Raw genomic sequence first — 18,119 nt, 5'->3', positions numbered from 1 at the left:
CGCAAAAATCGCGGCCCGGAGGCGGATAAGACCGCATTGTAAATTTCACAAAAATGAAACGGCGATCCCTCTTTTCTCACTTTGCCGCGCTACCTGCCGTTGCACGCCTCTGGTATGATGAGTCCAATTTGCAAAAAGCTGTGTAATGGAAATCTCACTATGGTCATTAAGGCGCAGAGCCCGGCGGGTTTCGCGGAAGAGTACATCATTGAAAGCATCTGGAATAATCGTTTCCCTGCGGGGTCCATTCTTCCGGCTGAACGCGAACTCTCTGAACTGATTGGCGTCACTCGCACCACGCTGCGTGAAGTGCTTCAGCGACTGGCGCGTGATGGATGGTTGACGATCCAGCACGGCAAGCCAACAAAGGTAAACAACTTCTGGGAAACCTCGGGGCTAAACATTCTTGAAACGCTGGCGCGCCTCGACCACGAAAGCGTGCCGCAGCTGATTGATAATCTGCTCTCCGTGCGCACCAACATCGCGACTATTTTTATTCGTACCGCTTTCCGTCAGCATCCTGAAGATGCGCTTGCGGTGCTGGCCAGCGCGAATGAAGTTGAAGATCACGCCGACGCCTTTGCCACCCTCGATTACAACGTGTTTCGCGGCCTGGCGTTTGCCTCCGGCAACCCGGTTTACGGCCTGATCCTCAACGGTATGAAAGGGCTCTATACCCGCATTGGTCGTCACTACTTCGCTAACCCTGAAGCCCGCAGTCTGGCGCTGGGCTTCTACCATAAGCTGAGCAAGCTGTGCACCGAAGGCCTGCACGACCAGGTTTATGAAACCGTACGCCGCTACGGCCACGACTCCGGTGAAATCTGGCACCGTATGCAGAAAACGCTGCCGGGCGATTTAGCGATTCAGAGCCGCTGAAATAAAAAACCTCTCGTGTGAGAGGTTTTTTTCGTCGGGTGGCGGCTACGCATTACCCGACCTACGGGTCTTGTAGGCCCGGTAAGCGTAGCGCCACCGGGCAAAAAAGGCTGCACTACAGCGTATTCAACCGCGCCGGGCAGCGTTCCAGCAGCTCCACGCTGCCGTCCTCATTCTGCTGCTCCAGCTGCACGTCAAAGCCCCACAGGCGGTGCACGTGCTTCAGCACCTCTTTACGTCCTTTATCCAGCGGCGCGCGGTTGTGCGGGATATAGCGCAGCGTCAGGGAGCGGTCGCCGCGCAGATCCACGTTCCACACCTGAATATTGGGTTCAAGGTTGCTCAGGTTGTACTGGGAGGAGAGGCGGGAGCGGATCTCCCGGTATCCTTCCTCGTTGTGGATCGCGGAGATCTCCAGATAGTTGTTGCGGTCATCGTCCAGTACGGTGAAGAAGCGGAAATCGCGCATGATCTTCGGCGACATGAACTGGCTGATAAAGCTCTCATCCTTAAAGTCGCGCATCGCAAAATGCAGCGTTTCCAGCCAGTCAGAACCGGCGATATCCGGGAACCAGTACTTGTCCTCTTCCGTTGGCGACTGGCAGATGCGCTTAATATCCTGGAACATCGCAAAGCCCAGCGCATACGGGTTAATCCCGCTGTACCACGGGCTGTTGTAGGGCGGCTGGAACACCACGTTAGTATGGCTGTGGAGGAATTCCATCATGAACCGCTCGGTGACTTTCCCCTCGTCATACAGATGGTTGAGAATGGTGTAGTGCCAGAATGTTGCCCAGCCTTCATTCATCACCTGGGTCTGTTTCTGCGGATAGAAATACTGGCTCACCTTACGCACGATACGCAAAATCTCGCGCTGCCACGGCTCCAGCAGCGGGGCGTTCTTCTCCATAAAATAGAGCAGGTTTTCCTGCGGCTCGGACGGGTAACGACGCGCTTCGGCAATCGTTTTTTCCTCCTCACGCTTCGGCAGGGTGCGCCACAGCATGTTCACCTGGCTCTGCAGATACTCCTCGCGGCTTTTCTGCCGGGCTTTCTCCTCCTGCAGTGAGATTTTCTGCGGGCGTTTATAGCGGTCCACGCCGTAGTTCATCAGCGCATGGCAGGAGTCGAGCAGCTTCTCTACCTCGTCCACGCCGTAGCGCTCTTCGCAGTCGGTAATGTATTTACGCGCGAAGATCAGGTAATCAACGATGGAGCTGGCGTCCGTCCAGCTGCGGAACAGATAGTTATTTTTAAAGAAGGAGTTATGGCCGTAGCAGGCGTGCGCCATCACCAGCGCCTGCATGGTAATGGTGTTCTCTTCCATCAGATAGGCGATACACGGGTTGGAGTTAATGACGATCTCATACGCCAGCCCCTGCTGGCCGTGCTTGTACAGCCGCTCCGTTTCAATGAATTTTTTACCAAACGACCAGTGCGGATAGTTGATCGGCATCCCGACGCTGGAGTAAGCATCCATCATCTGTTCGGAGGTAATCACCTCAATCTGATGGGGATAGGTATCCAGGCGATACAGTTTTGCCACCCGGTCGATTTCGGCGAGGTAGACATCCAGCAGCTCGAAGGTCCAGTCGGGTCCATCGCTCAGACGTGTGTTGTCCTTGTTCAGGGAATCAATAGTAGCCATTAGCGCGCCCTCGTTGTGGGTGCTCTCTCTGTCTGGAGAGCCTCCTTTCAAGCATAGATCAACGTGTTAAAAAGCGTGCTGGCGCAGAAATTTTTTCTTTGCGATTTCCCGTTTTTGATACGGCAAAAAAACGCACCCATCAGAATTTTATGCTGGTTAAAAATAAAGCTCAGCAGGAGATCCCAAATTATCCCTGTCCCCTGATGCTGGGGGATGTGTGAGGTAAGTCACCATAAAAAAGTCGTATGTTGAATAATATTTTCAACTAGGTTATCAATCTGTAATTAGATGATTGTTCTTTTGCTCATAATGGAGTGGCTATGCGTGTTGTCATACTGGGAAGTGGTGTCGTTGGCGTAACCAGCGCCTGGTATTTAAGTCAGGCGGGACATGAGGTTACCGTTATCGATCGTGAATCCGGCCCGGCGCTTGAAACCAGTGCGGCAAATGCCGGTCAAATCTCTCCTGGCTATGCGGCCCCGTGGGCGGCGCCCGGCGTGCCGCTGAAGGCAATCAAATGGATGTTCCAGCGCCACGCGCCGCTGGCCATCAGCCTTGACGGCACGCAGTTCCAGCTGAAGTGGATGTGGCAGATGCTGCGCAATTGCGACACCCGGCACTACATGGAAAACAAAGGGCGCATGGTGCGTCTGGCGGAATACAGCCGTGACTGCCTCAAAGCCCTGCGCGCGTCGACGGGTATCGAGTACGAAGGCCGTCAGGGCGGCACGCTGCAGCTGTTCCGCACCGAGCAACAGTATGAAAACGCCACCCGCGATATCGCCGTGCTGGAAGATGCCGGTGTACCGTATCAACTGCTGGAAGCCAGCCAGCTGGGGCAGGTGGAACCCGCGCTGGCCGAAGTGGCCCACAAGCTGACCGGCGGTCTGCGTCTGCCGAATGACGAAACCGGCGACTGTCAGCTTTTTACCCAGCGGCTGGCGCACATGTGCGAGCAGGCTGGGGTGAAATTCCGCTTTAATACCTCCGTCGACAAGCTGCTGTCGGAAGGCGAAAAAATTTATGGCGTGAAGTGCGGCGACGAGGTGATAAAGGCGGATGCCTACGTGATGGCGTTTGGTTCCTACTCCACCGCCATGCTGAAAGGCATCCTCGATATTCCGGTCTACCCGCTCAAGGGCTACTCATTGACTATCCCGGTGAAAGAGGAGAGCGGGGCGCCCGTATCAACCATCCTGGATGAAACCTACAAAATCGCCATTACCCGCTTCGATAACCGTATTCGCGTCGGCGGTATGGCGGAGATTGTCGGCTTCAACACCGAGCTGCTGCAGCCGCGTCGTGAAACGCTGGAGATGGTGGTGGGCGATCTCTTCCCGCGCGGCGGGTTTGTGGAACAGGCGACGTTCTGGACCGGCCTGCGTCCGATGACCCCGGACGGCACGCCGATCGTGGGCCGCACGCCATACAAAAACCTGTGGACCAATACCGGACACGGCACGCTCGGCTGGACGATGGCCTGCGGCTCGGGCCAGCTGCTGAGCGACCTGATTTCCGGGCGCACGCCGGCAATTCCGTTTGACGATTTAAGTGCTGCACGCTATCAATCAGGATTTACGCCATCGCGTCCTCAGCACCTGCACGGCGCGCATAATTAAGGAGTAGTCATGTCCCGTCCTGTTCTGGCTCAGCTGGATCTGCAGGCCCTGAAGGAAAACCTGCAAATTGTTCGCCGGGCAGCACCTGGTTCGCGCGTCTGGTCAGTCGTCAAGGCAAACGCCTACGGCCACGGTATTGACCGTATATGGAGCGCGCTCGGCGCGACCGACGGTTTTGCGTTACTGAATCTCGAAGAGGCCATCCTGCTGCGCGAGCGCGGCTGGAAAGGGCCTATTCTGCTGCTGGAGGGGTTCTTCCACGCGGACGATCTGCCGCTGCTGGATAAGTATCGCCTGACCACCAGCGTTCACAGCAACTGGCAGATTAAAGCCATTCAGGATGCGAAGCTCCACGCTCCGCTGGATATTTATCTCAAGGTGAACAGCGGCATGAACCGCCTGGGCTTCCAGCCCGAGCGGGTGCATACGGTCTGGCAGCAGCTGCGCGGCCTGAAAAACGTCGGCGAAATGACGCTGATGGCGCACTTTGCCGATGCGGAAAAACCGGACGGCATTGCTGATGCGATGGTCCGCATTGAGCAGGCGGCTGAAGGGCTCGATTGTCCGCGCTCCCTGTCGAACTCGGCGGCGACGCTTTGGCATCCTGAAGCCCACTATAACTGGGTGCGTCCGGGGATCGTTCTGTACGGTGCATCACCCTCAGGCCAGTGGCAGGATATTGCCAACAGCGGCCTGAGGCCGGTCATGACCCTGCGCAGCGAGATCATCGGCGTGCAGACGCTGAAGGCGGGCGACACGGTAGGCTACGGCAGCCGCTTCCGGGCGAAGGGCGAGCAGCGGATTGGCATCGTCGCGGGCGGTTATGCCGACGGCTATCCGCGTATCGCGCCGACCGGCACGCCGGTTTGGGTGGATGGGGTGCGCACGGGCACGGTGGGGACCGTCTCAATGGATATGCTGGCCGTTGACCTGACGCCATGCCCGCAGGCGGGCATCGGTTCACCGGTCGAGCTGTGGGGCAACGAAATCAAAATTGATGACGTGGCGGCCGCGGCGGGAACGGTAGGGTATGAACTGATGTGTGCCCTGGCACCAAGAGTGCCGGTTGTGACGGTGTAACTTGTATCTTTGCCGGGTGACGCGAAGCCGCCACCCGGCAAAAAAACTACTCCGCGTCCTCTTCCATCGGCCTCAAACCGACCTTCCGCACCGCGTTATCTTCTTTTTCTGCCACCGTCCAGATCATCCCGGCAAACTCCACCTGGTCACCCACAACCGGCGCAGCGCCAAGCCGCTGCTGAATGATTTCGCCCAGCGTTTGCGGGTTATCACCGTCTTCTGCACCTTCATCCAGGCCATAAATGCGCGCCACATCCGCAAATTTGGCGCTGGCTTCCAGAATAAAATCGCCGAAGAAACGCTGGTCCAGCGCCACGGGAGGCGACTGGCTGAACAGCTTGCCCAGCGCGGGCAGGTCTCGCTCGCGGCCAATGACGCACAGAATATCCCCTTCGCGCAGGCGGGTGCTGCCGGTCGGGTGCAGCAGGACATTATCGCGGAACAGGGCGGCAATGCGCGTTTCAGTCGGCATGTGCAAATCGCGCAGCGAGGCCCCCACGCACCATTTATCGGCGCTCAGCTGATAGACGAACTGCTCCCACGGGTTTTCCGGGTGAATATCCAGCCCAACGCGGGAGACCGGCCAGCCTACGGGCGGCACCACCACTTTGGCCTTTTTCGCCGCCCACCCGAGCGACGTGCCCTGGAACAGCAGGGAAATCAGCACTACGAAGAACGCCACGTTGAAGAACAGCCGCGCGTTGTCAAGGCCGGCCATCATCGGGAACACCGCAAGGATAATCGGCACCGCGCCGCGCAGGCCGACCCAGCTGATAAAGACGCGCTCGCGCAGGTTAAAGCCGCGAAACGGCAGCAGGCCTGCAAATACGGAGAGCGGACGGGCGAAGAAGATCATCCACGCCGACAGCAGCAGCGCCGGAACGGCGATCGGCAGCAGGTCCGACGGGGTCACCAGCAGGCCCAGCACCAGGAACATGCCGATTTGCGCCAGCCACGCCAGGCCGTCAAAGTTCTGCAAAATAGCATGACGGTTGCGAATAGGGCGGTTGCCCATCAGGAACCCGCAGAGGTAGACGGCGAGAATACCGCTGCCGTCCAGCGCGGTGGTGACGGCAAAAATGAGAATGCCGCCGCTCAGCGCCAGCAGAGGGTAAAGCCCAGAGGGCAGAGAAATGCGGTTGATCGTCTGCTGTAACAGGTATCCCCCCGCCAGGCCGATGACAATCCCCAGCCCGAACTGCTGCAGAATATGCAGGGCAAACATCCAGCTCAGGCCCGTCTCGTGCTGCTGGATCATCTCTATCAGCGTGATGGTCAGGAACACAGCCATCGGATCGTTACTGCCGGATTCAATCTCAAGCGTTGAGCCAACGCGTTCGTTAAGCCCTTTACCCCCAAGCAGGGAAAAGACCGCCGCCGCATCGGTAGAGCCAACGATTGCGCCAATCAGCAAGCCTTCCATCAGATTGAGATTGAAAAGCCATGCGGCCATCATCCCGGTGAGGCCGGAGGTGATCAACACGCCGACGGTCGCCAGCGACAGCGCAGGCCCTAAGGCCACGCGGAAGGAGCTCGCCTGAGTGCGCATCCCGCCGTCGAGCAGGATCACCGCCAGCGCGAGGTTACTCACCATGTAGGCGAAGGGATAGTTATCGAAGGGGATACCGCCGATGCCGTCAACGCCGGCCAGCATGCCGATGGCAAGGAAAATAACAAGAATGGGTATGCCAAGACGCGATGAAAATGAACTTAATAAAATACTGCTGGTTACAAGTACAGAACCCAAAATGAAAAGGCTGATTATCGCTGCGGCATCCAATGTTCTCTTACTCCCACCTCAATGTTAACGCTGTTACTAAAACCCTAACATATTAACAACGGCAACAGCGTTTTATTAAGGGGGTTTTTTATGCTTTTATGACCGGATGACCGCCGATCGTTAACCGACTGCCCGAAACATCATGTGTAAGCGTCGCCTGCGCGCCCAGCGCAAGGGTAACGGTCTGCTGTTCATGGCCAAAATCCAGACCGGTGATAACCGGAATATCCAGCCGCGAGCGGATGAAATCGACCATCGTTTCCAGGGAGTAGCCTGCATCATAGTCATTCGGGGCAGAGCCGCTGAAGCTGCCCAGCACGATCGCGGACTGGCGATCGAGAATACCGGCATGATAAAGCTGCAATAACATACGCTCGACGCGGAACGGATGTTCGTTAATATCCTCCAGCACCAGAATGCCGTCCTTGATTTGCGGCATCCACGGCGTGCCGATGAGCGAGACCAGCATCGCCAGGTTACCGCCCCAGAGCTGGCCCTCACACTCCCAGTGCGGTCCATTGCCCTGCCATTCCACGCTGTAGGTGGGATTGCGCAGCGCGCGCCAGAAATGCTCCACGGTGAACGCGTCCAGTTCCGGCGCGCCGAAGTTACCGGCCAGCATCGGGCCGCTAAACGTGATGACGTTATGCAGCGCCAGAAGACCAAGCTGGATGGCGGTAAAATCGCTGTGGCCGCATATCAGCAGCGGATCCTGCTGCTGGCGCTGTGCCAGGCCCTGCCAGTCAATGCTCTCAAGCAGCCTGCTCGCACCATAGCCGCCGCGCACCGCAAGGACTATTCGGTTTTCGCCCTTCAGGTTCACCAGGCTATTGATATCATTTAACCTCTGCGCTTCTGTTCCGGCAAAACGCTGCTGGCGGCGGGGGATAATTGTCTGATTTTCTACCTGATGGCCGGATTCCAGTAAGCGCTGAACGCCCCGCTGCGCCGCGTCCTGGTTAATACAGTAGCCCGATGGCGCGATGAGATGAAACTGAGACATGGCAATTCCTTGCTGAATGAGAAACTAATTGTCTATATCATGCCGCGTATACTCCGCCTGCTTCAAGGGCGGCGCACCGCGATGACCGGCTATAAGGATAGATGACGTGAAATTGAGATGGTTTGCTTTTTTGATTGTTTTGCTGGCTGGCTGTAGTTCAAAACATGATTATCAAAACCCGCCCTGGAACCCGGAAGTGCCGGTGAAACGGGCCATGCAGTGGATGCCGATCAGTGAACAAGCCGGGAAGGCATGGGGCGTCAGCCCGCGGTTGATCACCGCCATTATTGCGGTGGAGTCCGGTGGCAATCCTACGCTTGTCAGCAAATCCAACGCGGTGGGGCTGATGCAGCTGAAAGCCTCTACGGCGGGGAGAGAGGTCTACCGCTATATGGGCTGGAGCGGCCAGCCGTCGACCAGCGAGCTGAAGAACCCGGAACGCAACATTTCTATGGGGACCGCTTACCTGAGCATTCTGGAACACGGCGTGCTGAAGGGCATTGAGGATCCGGAAGTGATGCAATACGCGCTGGTGGTCTCGTACGTGAACGGCGCCGGGGCGCTGCTCAGAACCTTCTCCTCTGACCGCAAAGAGGCGATTGAGGAGATCAACGACATGGACAAAGATGAGTTCGTCGAGCATGTGGCGAAAAATCATCCGGCACCGCAGGCGCCTCGCTATATCTGGAAAGTACAGAAAGCGATGGATGCCATGTAATGCCGCAAACGGGCGGCGCTCGCTGCCCGACTTTTCCTACAGAACCTTATTCGCACGTTCCCGTGCTTCACGCTCCAGCGAGTAGATAATGCGCTGCAGCTCGCGCTCAGCGCCCGGTCCGACGTTCAGAAAACGGAAGCTCAGACGCGGCGTGGTAATCGTTTCATTTTTGCTGTCCACCACCGTGCGCTCGCTGATGGCAATCAGCTGTGCATCGAAATAAAAGCGGCCCCAGCCCGCCATATCCAGTTCAATTTGCGTGAACCGCATGCCTTCTACCAGACCCTCCGGCTTCGGGGTATCCATCAGCGCGCCCATTCCACCCAGCGACAGGTCAAAGAGACGGAAGCGGATCTCTTTTTTGTCCGGCATTTTAGCCTTACAAAAATAGGCAGGATGAAGCGGGGCGCTGATGCGAAAATATTCACGACGCTGGACAAACCAGAGGTTGCCAGGAAGGGGGGTAACAAAAGCAGGAAGGCCCTGGTACTCGCTCAATTCCAGTCGCGGCAGGACAAATTCCACTTTGGCCCCATGGGTTTCGGCCATGACCACGATATTCTCTGCTTTCAGTGCCGCGCGGTTTTCATACTCCTGGCTGCCCAGGTCAATAACCAGCCTCTCCTGCGAGACGTCAAGGATCTTGCTGATGAACTGATTATTCGACCAGCTGATGCGCAGCGGCACTTCGCCTTTTTGCAGGTCGCGTAATACCCCTAATACAGCCAGCGGATTTTGCTTGAGGAACTGCTCACTGTAATGACTCACGCCGGATGGCTCCTTGATTGATGACAGACTGTCTTAGCGTTATCGGCAATCCACCCTCAAACTTAATACAAACCGGTGAGATTTTTTTACCGTTGTCCGCAGGATAAGTCGGTGAGACGAAACTGGTTTTCCGGTGATGACCTATACTTAAGTTAGCTGTGCAGAAGGTTTTCTGCACATGCGTTTAATCTGCAAGAGGGCATTGCTATGGGTATCATCGCCTGGATTATCTTTGGCCTTATTGCCGGCGCTATCGCAAAACTGATCATGCCGGGAAACGATGGCGGCGGCTTTATTCTGACCTGCGTACTCGGGGTCGTTGGTGCGGTTGTAGGCGGCTGGCTGGCGACGATGTTTGGTTTTGGTGGTGACATCAGTGGTTTCGACATGCACAGTTTCCTGGTCGCTGTCGTGGGAGCCATTGTCGTGCTGGGCATATTCAGATTACTGCGACGAGCATAAAATGACAGAACGGCTCTCTGCGGAGGGCCGTTTTTTTTGCCGCTATATTGATTTGCTAATCTAAATGATAATAATTGTCGTTCCGTATTGCATGTAATCACAAGACGACATTATGAACTCCTCACGTTTTACGTTATGCACCCTGGCGGGTGCCGTCACGCTGGCATTGCAGGTCCAGGCTTTCGCCGAAGAATCAACCATTGTCGTCACGGGCTCAGAGCAGGGCAGCGCGCTGCCGGCCTGGACCAACAGCGCCACCAAATCGGCCGTTGCCGAAAGTAAAACGCCGCAGGTTATCAACACGCTCTCTGCGCCGGAGATCGAAAAGCGTCACGCGAACTCCGTGAATGAAATCCTGCGCTATGCCCCAGGCGTCTCAACCGAGGTGCGGGGGAATACCTCCTATATGAGCGAATACAAAATTCGTGGCTTTACCGTTGATCAGGAGTTTTACAACGGACTGCAGCTACCCTATAACGTCACCGGCAACACCAAGGCGCGCATCGATCCGCTGTTAATAGAGAGCGTCGATATCCTGAAAGGGCCTTCATCGGTGCTTTACGGCGGCGGTTCGCCGGGCGGGCTGGTAAATATTCAAAGCAAAAAGCCGCAGCGGGAAGCCCGAACCGAGGTCGGTTTTAACACCGGGAACCGTAATCTGAAAGAAGGCTACCTCGATTCGACCGGACAAATTGCCGACAGCGACTGGAATTACCGCCTGCTGGGTAAGGCGACGGAGAATGACGATCAGCCGCACACCAGCCGCTATGAAAATTATCTGGTCGCCCCGTCCGTTACATGGCAACCCGACAGTAAAACCCGCCTCACCCTGGATGCGCTGGCGCAAAACTCCCCGAGCCTGACGCCGTCTAACCCGCTGCCGCTCGCTTATCTGCGGTCCAAATATGCCGATCGCCGGGATTACGCCGGAGATGAGTGGAGCGGGTTTAAGCAGCGGCAGTGGATGCTGGGCTACAGCTTCGAACACGAGTTTGACAGCGGCTGGGGCTTTAATCAGAAAGCGCGCTATTTCGACGTCGATACCCACCAGAACAGCGTCTACGCGACGGGAACGGGAAGTGAGGTCTATCAGCTTAACCGCTTTGCCTATACCACCGATGAAGATCTTAAGAGCTTCAACATCGACAACCAGGTGACTAAAACCGTTGCGCTGGGCGAATGGAAACACCATCTGCTGGCCGGGTTTGACTATCAGAGGCTGAACTCCCATTTCCACTACCGCTACGCGTCGACTACGCCGGGCATGGATATGCGTAATCCGGATTATTCGCAAATCCACGAAAGCGCGCTGGGGCTCTACACCGCCCAGAAAAACCGCCTCAGCTATCAGCAGAACGGGTATTACCTGCAGGATCAGGTGGAATTTGGCGGCTTAAATCTGTTGGGCAGCCTGCGCTACGACGATTACCGCTCCGTCACCACCGATTACCTGCAAAATGGCGATAAGGCCTGGGTATCGCAGGATCGCGTTACCAAACGCCTGGGGGCGCTTTACGCCTTCGATAACGGTATTTCGCCGTTTATCAGCTATTCAGAGGGTTTTGCACCGGTCTCGCCGCAGGGGACGCTCACGGCGAAAGACGTCAAGCCAACCACCAGCAAGCAGGTGGAAGGCGGGGTAAAATATCTGCTGGCAGAGTACGCCACGACGTTTACCGCCTCGGTGTTTAACATCCGGCAGAAAAACGTCGTCACCTCCGACCCGGGCTTCCTGAACTACCGTCAGACTGGTGAAGTGGAATCCAAAGGCGCGGAGCTCTCCGCCATCAGCCGCCCGACGGACAACCTGACGCTGATTGCCAACTATGCCTATACCCACGTAATTAATACCGAAGATGATAAATACCAGGGCAAGCGTCCCACTCAGGTGCCGGAAAATGCGTTCAACCTGTGGGGGGACTACACCTTCGAGAGCACGCCGCTGAAGGGGCTGATGCTGGGCGCCGGGGCGCGCTATACCGGGCCGATGGAGATTTCACCGTCTAACGATGCGGGTAAGCTGGGGGGCACTACGCAGTACGATCTGGCGGCGTCGTACCGGATGGGCGAAATTCTGCCTTCGCTGGCGGGGCTGACGCTTAAAGCGAGTATGCAGAACATCACCAATAAAGAGACGCTGACCTGCTACGATGCGACTAACTGCTGGATTGGGCGTGACAGGACGTATCAGCTAGGGGCGAGTTACAGCTTCTAAATCCCTGTGAGTTCAAAATGAAGGCCGGGTAAGGCGTAGCCATCACCCGGCAATACTCCCTTACTGCGCCGAAGCTTTCACCGGCGCAGCCTCATCATTCGCCGCAGGCTGATTTTCCGGCACGCTGTCGCACGGTTTCTCTTTCGGACAAACCAGATCCAGCATTTTCAGCGTCACGCCGTTACTCCAGCCGAACCCATCCTGGAGCGGATATTCACCGCCGCCACCGCCGGTTCCGGTAGAAGAGACATCATACTTCTCCACCAGCTTCTTCTCGCGGTCGTAAGTGTGCTGAACGTTCTTCAGGAAGCGCCAGGTCACGTCCATTGCAACCTTATCCTGCCCATAGTTCTGCAACCCTTCCGTTGCCACCCACTGCAGCGGTGCCCAGCCGTTTGGCGCATCCCACTGCTGACCGCTGTTGATGGTGGTGGTGGTAATACCACCCGGCTTCAACAAGCGCGCGGAAGTGGCCGCGGCCACTTTATCGGCGCGATCCTGTGCCGCCGCCTTCACGTAGAGCGGGAAGAGGGCCGCCGCCGTGAGCTGGTTACGCACCTTCTTACTCTTGAGATCGTAATCGGCGTACCAGCCCTCTTTATCGTTCCACAGGTGGCGCTCAATGGCTTTTTGACGCGCGGTTGCTAATGCCTCGTATTTACTCGCCGCCGCGCTGTCGCCCGCCTCCTGGCCTGCTCGCGCGAGCAGTTTTTCCATTTTAAACATCAGGGCGTTCAGATCGACGGGCACAATGCTGGTGGTGCGGATGGTGCCGAGCTTTTGCGGGTCGTCCATCCAGCGGGAGCTAAAGTCCCAGCCCGAGGCCGCCGCGGAGCGCAAATCGCGGTAGATCTCCGTCGCAGGCCGGTTAGGGTTGCTCTTCGCCGTGGTGATATCGTCAAGCCAGGACTCCGGGCGCGGGGTATCGCGATCGTCCCAGTAGCGGTTGAGTACGGAACCGTCATCGAGCTTCACCACGCGCTGGTTAGCCTGCCCTGGCTGAAGGCTTTCTACACCCTCCATCCAGTAGGTGTACTCTTTTTCCATTTGTGGACGGTATTTTTTCAGCGCGTCTTTGTCATGCGTCGCCAGCAACTCAACCATCAGTGAGAAGAACGGCGGCTGGGAGCGGCTCAGGTAGTAGCTGCGGTTACCGTTGGGGATATGGCCGAAGGTATCAATCTCATACGCAAAGTTATCCACCATATCGCTGATTTTGTCCCAGTGATCGCTCTCCGCCAGGCCCAGCATGGTGAAATAGCTATCCCAGTAGTAGACCTCGCGGAAGCGCCCGCCGGGCACAACGTAAGGTTTCGGTAACGGCAGCAGGGAATCCCATTTGTTACTGGCTTTATCCGTGGTGCGCGTCAGCACAGGCCAGAGGTCGTCAATGTGCTCACGTAAGCTTTGTCCCGCAGGCGGCACATATTTTTCACCTTCCGCAGGCAGCGTGAAGTTCATCTCCACAAAGTGGCGCAGGTCAAAGCTTGTCTGGGTGTGCTGCATCCGGTAATCCGCCAGAATCATCAGCGGGTCGCTTTTGGGAACGGCATCGGCAAAGGTTTTCTGATCGGGAAACAGTTTGGCACTCTGCACGTCGTTAAACAGAGGGCCCAGTAAAATATCGGGTGAAGTTGTCTGGGCGGTGGGGCTATCGTCGGCATATCCCAATGTCGTTACGCCGAGCAGCGCGCCACCTAACGCAAGGGGCAAAAAGGCGGGGCGTAGTGTACGAGGTCTTATCATGAGTTCGTCTCCTGTATTCACTAAACAGCGTGACCGCTGTTGTCAATCACCTGAAAACCTTAGACGAATATTGCCCGCTTCGCGTTAAATATTGCCGCGCTATCAGACCTCTTCCGGCGTCTGACCGGCTTCCCGCAGCGTGCCCGGCGCATGGCCAATGATGCGCTTAAAGGCCCGGCTAAACGCCGCCAGCGATCCGTAACCCAGCCTAAGTGCGACCGTTTCAATCGGCTGATTTTCGTGACGAATGTACTGAATCGCCAGCCGCATTCTCAGTTCGCTGAGATACTTTGCCGGGGTCGTCCCCGTCGCGGCCAGAAACCGTTCGGCAAACACGGAGCGTGAGGTGCCCGCTTCTTTCGCCAGATCCGCCACGCTCCAGTTCAGGCCAGGCTGCTGGTGCATGGCGTAAATGGCCCGGCTCAGGCGCGGGTCGCGTAAAACCTGCACCCAGCCGGTGGCTTTACCGCAGCCGCCCTCAACCCAGCCGCGCACAATTAACGCCGCCACCACGTCAGCCAGCCGGGCAAGGATCCCGGCGAACCCGGCCTGACGGGTCATGGATTCTCGCTCCATCGCCGCCAGTAGCGGATGAATTTCCGGCCAGGTGGACATCAGCCGGCTGACCATCATCACTTCCGGCATTGCTTTGATCAGCGGCTGCATCCCGCCGAGCTCAAAATCCATACACCCGCTAAAGATGATGGTGTTCTCGCTCTCCGGACAGGGCTCGCAGGTAATGGCGCACACCGAGCCGCAGATAGGTTCGCTCGGAAAAGCGTTCACCGGGGTAATGGCTGCCTGCGCGTCAGAGAGCAGGGCGTGGGCATTCCCGCCAGGAATAAACAGCGCGTCGCCGCCGCTCAGTTCGAAGGTCGCACCGCTCTCCATACGCAGCAGGGCGCTACCGTGGCTCACAAAATGGAACTGCGCCTTACCGGGCGCCTGGTGGAACGCCACGCCAAACGGCGCGCTGGCTTCAATCCGTCGGTATTTCACGCCCGACAGGCGCATGCCGCGTAAGAGTTCGCTGATCAAATCGGGGGACTGAACGGTCATGGCGCAACTCCGGACGAATAATCAATAAGTGGAGATTATATGTCATAGATCGTCCACGGTGAACCCTCTATGCTTTTGCGACAGTTGTCACATTTTTATAACGGGAGAACAACAGATGAATTCATGTGTCGTGGCGAGAGAGGCCGTGGCGCCTGCCAGACCCGCCTGGCGGGCCGTCTATTCACTGGGGCTGGGCGTGTTTGGGTTGATAACGGCTGAGTTCCTGCCAGCCAGTTTGCTGACGCCGATGGCCGCGAGCCTGGGCGTCAGCGAGGGCATGGCCGGGCAGGCCGTCACCGCCACCGCGCTGGTGGCGCTGATCACCGGGCTTCTGATTACGCCGGCGACCAAAAGTATCGACCGTCGCTGGGTACTGATGTTTTTCTCCGTGCTGCAAATCATCTCAAGCCTGCTGGTGGCCTTCGCGCCTACGCTGCACGTCCTGCTGATGGGGCGCCTGCTGTTAGGAGTCGCCATCGGTGGCTTCTGGGCGATGTCGACGGCCACCACGATGCGCCTGGTTCCGACGGATAAAGTACCGAAGGCGCTGGCGGTGATTTTCTCCAGCGTGTCGATTGCCACCGTGGTTGCTGCCCCGCTGGGGAGCTATCTGGGTAGCCTGATCGGCTGGCGCAACGTCTTTGTGCTCTGCATACTGCCGAGCGTACTGGCGCTGCTGTGGCAGATCTGGGTACTGCCGTCCATGAAGCCCGAGAGCAGCGGTAGCCTCAGCACGCTGTTCCGCGTGCTGCGTCGACCGGGCATGATCGGCGGCATGCTGGCCACTATTCTGATCTTCAGCGGCCATTTCGCCTTCTTTACCTACCTGCGCCCGTTCCTTGAAACGGTGGGGCAGGCGAACGTTAAGACCATTTCACTGATCCTGCTGGGCTTTGGGCTGGCGAACTTTGTCGGTACTTCCGTTGCAGAACATCTGCTGGCACGTAATCTGCGCCTGACGCTGGCGCTGGTGCCGTTCGCCATGGGCATACTGGCGCTGACGATGGTGGCGTTTGGCCATCTGGCAATGCTGGACGGGTTCCTGGTGGCGCTGTGGGGCTTTGCGTTTGGTCTGGTTCCGGTGGGCTGGTCAACCTGGCTTGCCACCACCGTTCCGGATGAAGCCGAAAGTGCAGGGGGGCTGCTGGTGGCCTCAATCCAGCTGGCGATAAGCGCCGGTGCGGCCGGGGGCGGGGCGGTATTTGACCTTAACGGTGCCAGCGGCGTATTCGCCGGAAGCGGATTCCTGCTGGTGACGGCGATGGTGATTGTGTTGATGGGCGTGAAAGTGAAAGCGGAATGATTTTTTGCCGGGTGAGCGTTCGCGCCACCCGGCTCCAGGCTTACAGCCCTTTCTTATCCATTAGCACCGCCAGATCCACCAGGCGGTGACAGGCTATGCTACAGTATCAAGGATCTCCCTTAAGAAATCAGAGAAGTTATCAAACGAACCAAATATTTTTTCTGTACCTACATTGTCTCTAATTTGATACACATTTTCCTTGAGATCGTATGTGAAAAAAGAAATACTATCCTGACCAATAACAACGCGTTCAGATAAATCAGTATTAACAAATATGTCATTATTTCTAAAGTTATCGTTGTAAAGGAAAATATTATTGATAGGTACATTATTCTCTTCAAGCTGAAGGGCAAAACTATAAAGTATTACTCCATCGAACTCAAAGCCATCCATTTTTGTCAAAAAATAAACATAATCCGGTTGCTTTTTCAAAAAAAACAAAATGTCATTATTTATATCCTTAAGAACGGGCGGTAAATCAGTGTTTGAAGAATTAGCTTTGGTCATTGATTCCAAAAAATTAGTACTAACTGGCGGATAGATTCTGTATCCATAATCTTCCATGAGTTTAGAAAGCTCATTCACCATCATGTCTATAACTTTTTCCATAATATCACCCTCACTTTGGATAAATTGTACCTTGAGGTTTAACCCACGGGACTATTCTACTTTCACCGACAATCATGTCTCTTGTCATATTAAATTGATAATTAGTCAATGCCTGGTGATATGGATCATTTTTCATTAGTGTTAAGTTATTAAAAGTATTTGTGCCGCTATCATCTAAAGGTAGCTTATGATGTACTTGCCATCCATCTGGATTTCTACCGATGCTCATCCGTTCAAGCATTTCGGGGGAGAATTTATTCATTGCCTCAGGGGTATTAGATAGACCTTTAAGAAAAGATTTCTTTACCGTACTATTGAATTCCTTTCTTAATATTGCAGTTTCTTCTGCCGTTCTTTTAACATAATTAATTTGGGTTACTTCAACATTCTGTAGTAATACAGAATCCCCGCGAACTTTTCCTACAAATTTAGTTATATCTTGAACATCACCAAGCTCAATAGATCGTTTCGATAACAGAATTGATGCCACTGCAATAGCTGTACCTGCTGTTTGTTCATTCAATACTTGATCATAACCCTGTACCGCTTCACCACCTAATTGCTCTGCTGTTTTCCTGAATCCTTCAATGTTTCCATTATAAACCCCTCCAGCGGCTAATAAACGTCCTGCTGCTTTGCTATTGATGGTTTTAGCTGATTGAGCATGTTGTATAGGGACGTCTGAAAAATAAATTTTTTTTGTAGGTGCTGGTTTCCTGCCCGGATGATCATTTAAACACTTTTTGTATGCTTCCCTAACTTTCATTTCAAACCATGAATGCCAATGTTCCATAAAACAATGATAAACAAGATCACCGTTTTCATCAAAATAAAATGGATGCTTAAAATAATCCCATTTTTCAGATTCATCTATTCCAATAAACCAGCCAATATCTATATTATGCTGCGTATGATCATAAGCACCGTCGTACATACCATTACATTTACGATCATACTTAGCTGAAAAGGGGTTGATAAATCCATTCTTCCTATTTGGCATTTGTTGGAGGCTAAAATAAGAATAGTTGTCAGAATCAAGATCGTAGTAAATTCTTGCTCTTTCAAAAGCGACTTCCGGCCTCAGTATGTATTGAAAATCTTCGGGGTTAAGCACTCTTGCTGCATCCCATATCATGATCAATCTGAAATTTTGCATGTAGATCCCTCACGATGTAAAAGGGTTATGTTACCACCAAATATTAAATAATTAATAATTCATGCAGTGAATAG

The 18,119-nt window shown here is 55.2% G+C and carries 15 protein-coding genes; 7 read left to right on the top strand and 8 right to left on the bottom strand.

Going from position 1 to position 18,119, the window contains the following annotated elements; translation table 11 throughout:
* Positions 1-159: 159 nt before the first annotated feature.
* Positions 160-879: a fatty acid metabolism transcriptional regulator FadR gene (gene fadR / locus IM314_RS12315; protein ID WP_028013515.1), complete on the top strand. Its 720-nt coding sequence runs from the start codon at positions 160-162 to the stop codon at positions 877-879.
* A gap of 115 nt (positions 880-994) precedes the next feature.
* On the opposite strand, the gene IM314_RS12310 is transcribed toward fadR, so the two are convergent.
* Complete coding sequence (locus IM314_RS12310) at positions 995-2,527, bottom strand: SpoVR family protein (protein ID WP_023293929.1); 1,533 nt, start codon at positions 2,525-2,527, stop codon at positions 995-997.
* A gap of 320 nt (positions 2,528-2,847) precedes the next feature.
* Here IM314_RS12310 and IM314_RS12305 point away from each other — a divergent pair, with 320 nt between their 5' ends.
* Positions 2,848-4,146: a D-amino acid dehydrogenase gene (locus IM314_RS12305; RefSeq protein ID WP_049138818.1), complete on the top strand. Its 1,299-nt coding sequence runs from the start codon at positions 2,848-2,850 to the stop codon at positions 4,144-4,146.
* A 9-nt stretch (positions 4,147-4,155) separates the two neighbouring features.
* Positions 4,156-5,226, top strand: a complete 1,071-nt coding sequence (gene dadX, locus IM314_RS12300; protein ID WP_028013513.1) for a catabolic alanine racemase DadX — start codon at positions 4,156-4,158, stop codon at positions 5,224-5,226.
* Positions 5,227-5,272: 46 nt separating this feature from the next.
* Here dadX and IM314_RS12295 read toward each other — a convergent pair whose 3' ends face one another.
* On the bottom strand, positions 5,273-7,006 hold the full coding sequence (locus IM314_RS12295; protein ID WP_193358919.1) for a potassium/proton antiporter: 1,734 nt from the start codon (positions 7,004-7,006) through the stop codon (positions 5,273-5,275).
* Positions 7,007-7,094: 88 nt separating this feature from the next.
* Positions 7,095-8,009 carry a muramoyltetrapeptide carboxypeptidase gene (ldcA, locus tag IM314_RS12290; RefSeq protein WP_028013511.1) on the bottom strand — a complete coding sequence of 305 codons (915 nt, stop codon included), beginning with the start codon at positions 8,007-8,009 and terminating at the stop codon, positions 7,095-7,097.
* Positions 8,010-8,115: 106 nt separating this feature from the next.
* Here ldcA and emtA point away from each other — a divergent pair, with 106 nt between their 5' ends.
* Entirely contained in the window at positions 8,116-8,727 is a 612-nt protein-coding gene (emtA, locus tag IM314_RS12285) for a membrane-bound lytic murein transglycosylase EmtA (RefSeq protein WP_041909508.1), read from the top strand.
* A gap of 36 nt (positions 8,728-8,763) precedes the next feature.
* Here emtA and IM314_RS12280 read toward each other — a convergent pair whose 3' ends face one another.
* Complete coding sequence (locus IM314_RS12280; RefSeq protein ID WP_045630797.1) at positions 8,764-9,495, bottom strand: flagellar brake protein; 732 nt, start codon at positions 9,493-9,495, stop codon at positions 8,764-8,766.
* A gap of 207 nt (positions 9,496-9,702) precedes the next feature.
* Between IM314_RS12280 and IM314_RS12275 the strand changes: the two genes are divergently transcribed.
* Both IM314_RS12275 and IM314_RS12270 read left to right on the top strand, forming a co-directional pair.
* Positions 9,703-9,957, top strand: coding sequence for a GlsB/YeaQ/YmgE family stress response membrane protein (locus IM314_RS12275; RefSeq protein WP_028013508.1), 255 nt, complete (start codon positions 9,703-9,705; stop codon positions 9,955-9,957).
* A 112-nt stretch (positions 9,958-10,069) separates the two neighbouring features.
* The gene (locus IM314_RS12270) at positions 10,070-12,172 is read left to right on the top strand and encodes a TonB-dependent siderophore receptor (RefSeq protein WP_193358920.1); all 2,103 of its coding nucleotides are present in this window, start codon (positions 10,070-10,072) and stop codon (positions 12,170-12,172) included.
* Positions 12,173-12,232: 60 nt separating this feature from the next.
* On the opposite strand, the gene IM314_RS12265 is transcribed toward IM314_RS12270, so the two are convergent.
* Together IM314_RS12265 and IM314_RS12260 are read right to left on the bottom strand one after the other, a co-directional pair.
* Positions 12,233-13,918: an alpha,alpha-trehalase gene (locus IM314_RS12265; RefSeq protein WP_045630799.1), complete on the bottom strand. Its 1,686-nt coding sequence runs from the start codon at positions 13,916-13,918 to the stop codon at positions 12,233-12,235.
* A gap of 102 nt (positions 13,919-14,020) precedes the next feature.
* Positions 14,021-14,977 carry an AraC family transcriptional regulator gene (locus IM314_RS12260; RefSeq protein ID WP_047364871.1) on the bottom strand — a complete coding sequence of 319 codons (957 nt, stop codon included), beginning with the start codon at positions 14,975-14,977 and terminating at the stop codon, positions 14,021-14,023.
* A gap of 115 nt (positions 14,978-15,092) precedes the next feature.
* Here IM314_RS12260 and IM314_RS12255 point away from each other — a divergent pair, with 115 nt between their 5' ends.
* Positions 15,093-16,280 carry an MFS transporter gene (locus tag IM314_RS12255; RefSeq protein ID WP_193358921.1) on the top strand — a complete coding sequence of 396 codons (1,188 nt, stop codon included), beginning with the start codon at positions 15,093-15,095 and terminating at the stop codon, positions 16,278-16,280.
* Between the two features lie 93 nt (positions 16,281-16,373).
* Here the strand turns inward: IM314_RS12255 and IM314_RS12250 are convergent, their stop codons facing one another.
* Together IM314_RS12250 and IM314_RS12245 are read right to left on the bottom strand one after the other, a co-directional pair.
* Positions 16,374-16,889, bottom strand: coding sequence for a YrhA family protein (locus tag IM314_RS12250; protein ID WP_193358922.1), 516 nt, complete (start codon positions 16,887-16,889; stop codon positions 16,374-16,376).
* A 10-nt stretch (positions 16,890-16,899) separates the two neighbouring features.
* Positions 16,900-18,045, bottom strand: a complete 1,146-nt coding sequence (locus IM314_RS12245) for an HNH endonuclease signature motif containing protein (RefSeq protein WP_193358923.1) — start codon at positions 18,043-18,045, stop codon at positions 16,900-16,902.
* Between the last annotated feature and the right edge of the window lie 74 nt (positions 18,046-18,119).

The organism is Enterobacter cloacae complex sp. P42RS (genome assembly GCF_014930595.1).
In the GTDB taxonomy this organism is placed as follows: Bacteria; Pseudomonadota; Gammaproteobacteria; order Enterobacterales; family Enterobacteriaceae; genus Enterobacter; species Enterobacter bugandensis.
Note: the sequence above shows the minus strand (reverse complement) of the source record. Positions and strands in the feature narration are given on the sequence as shown.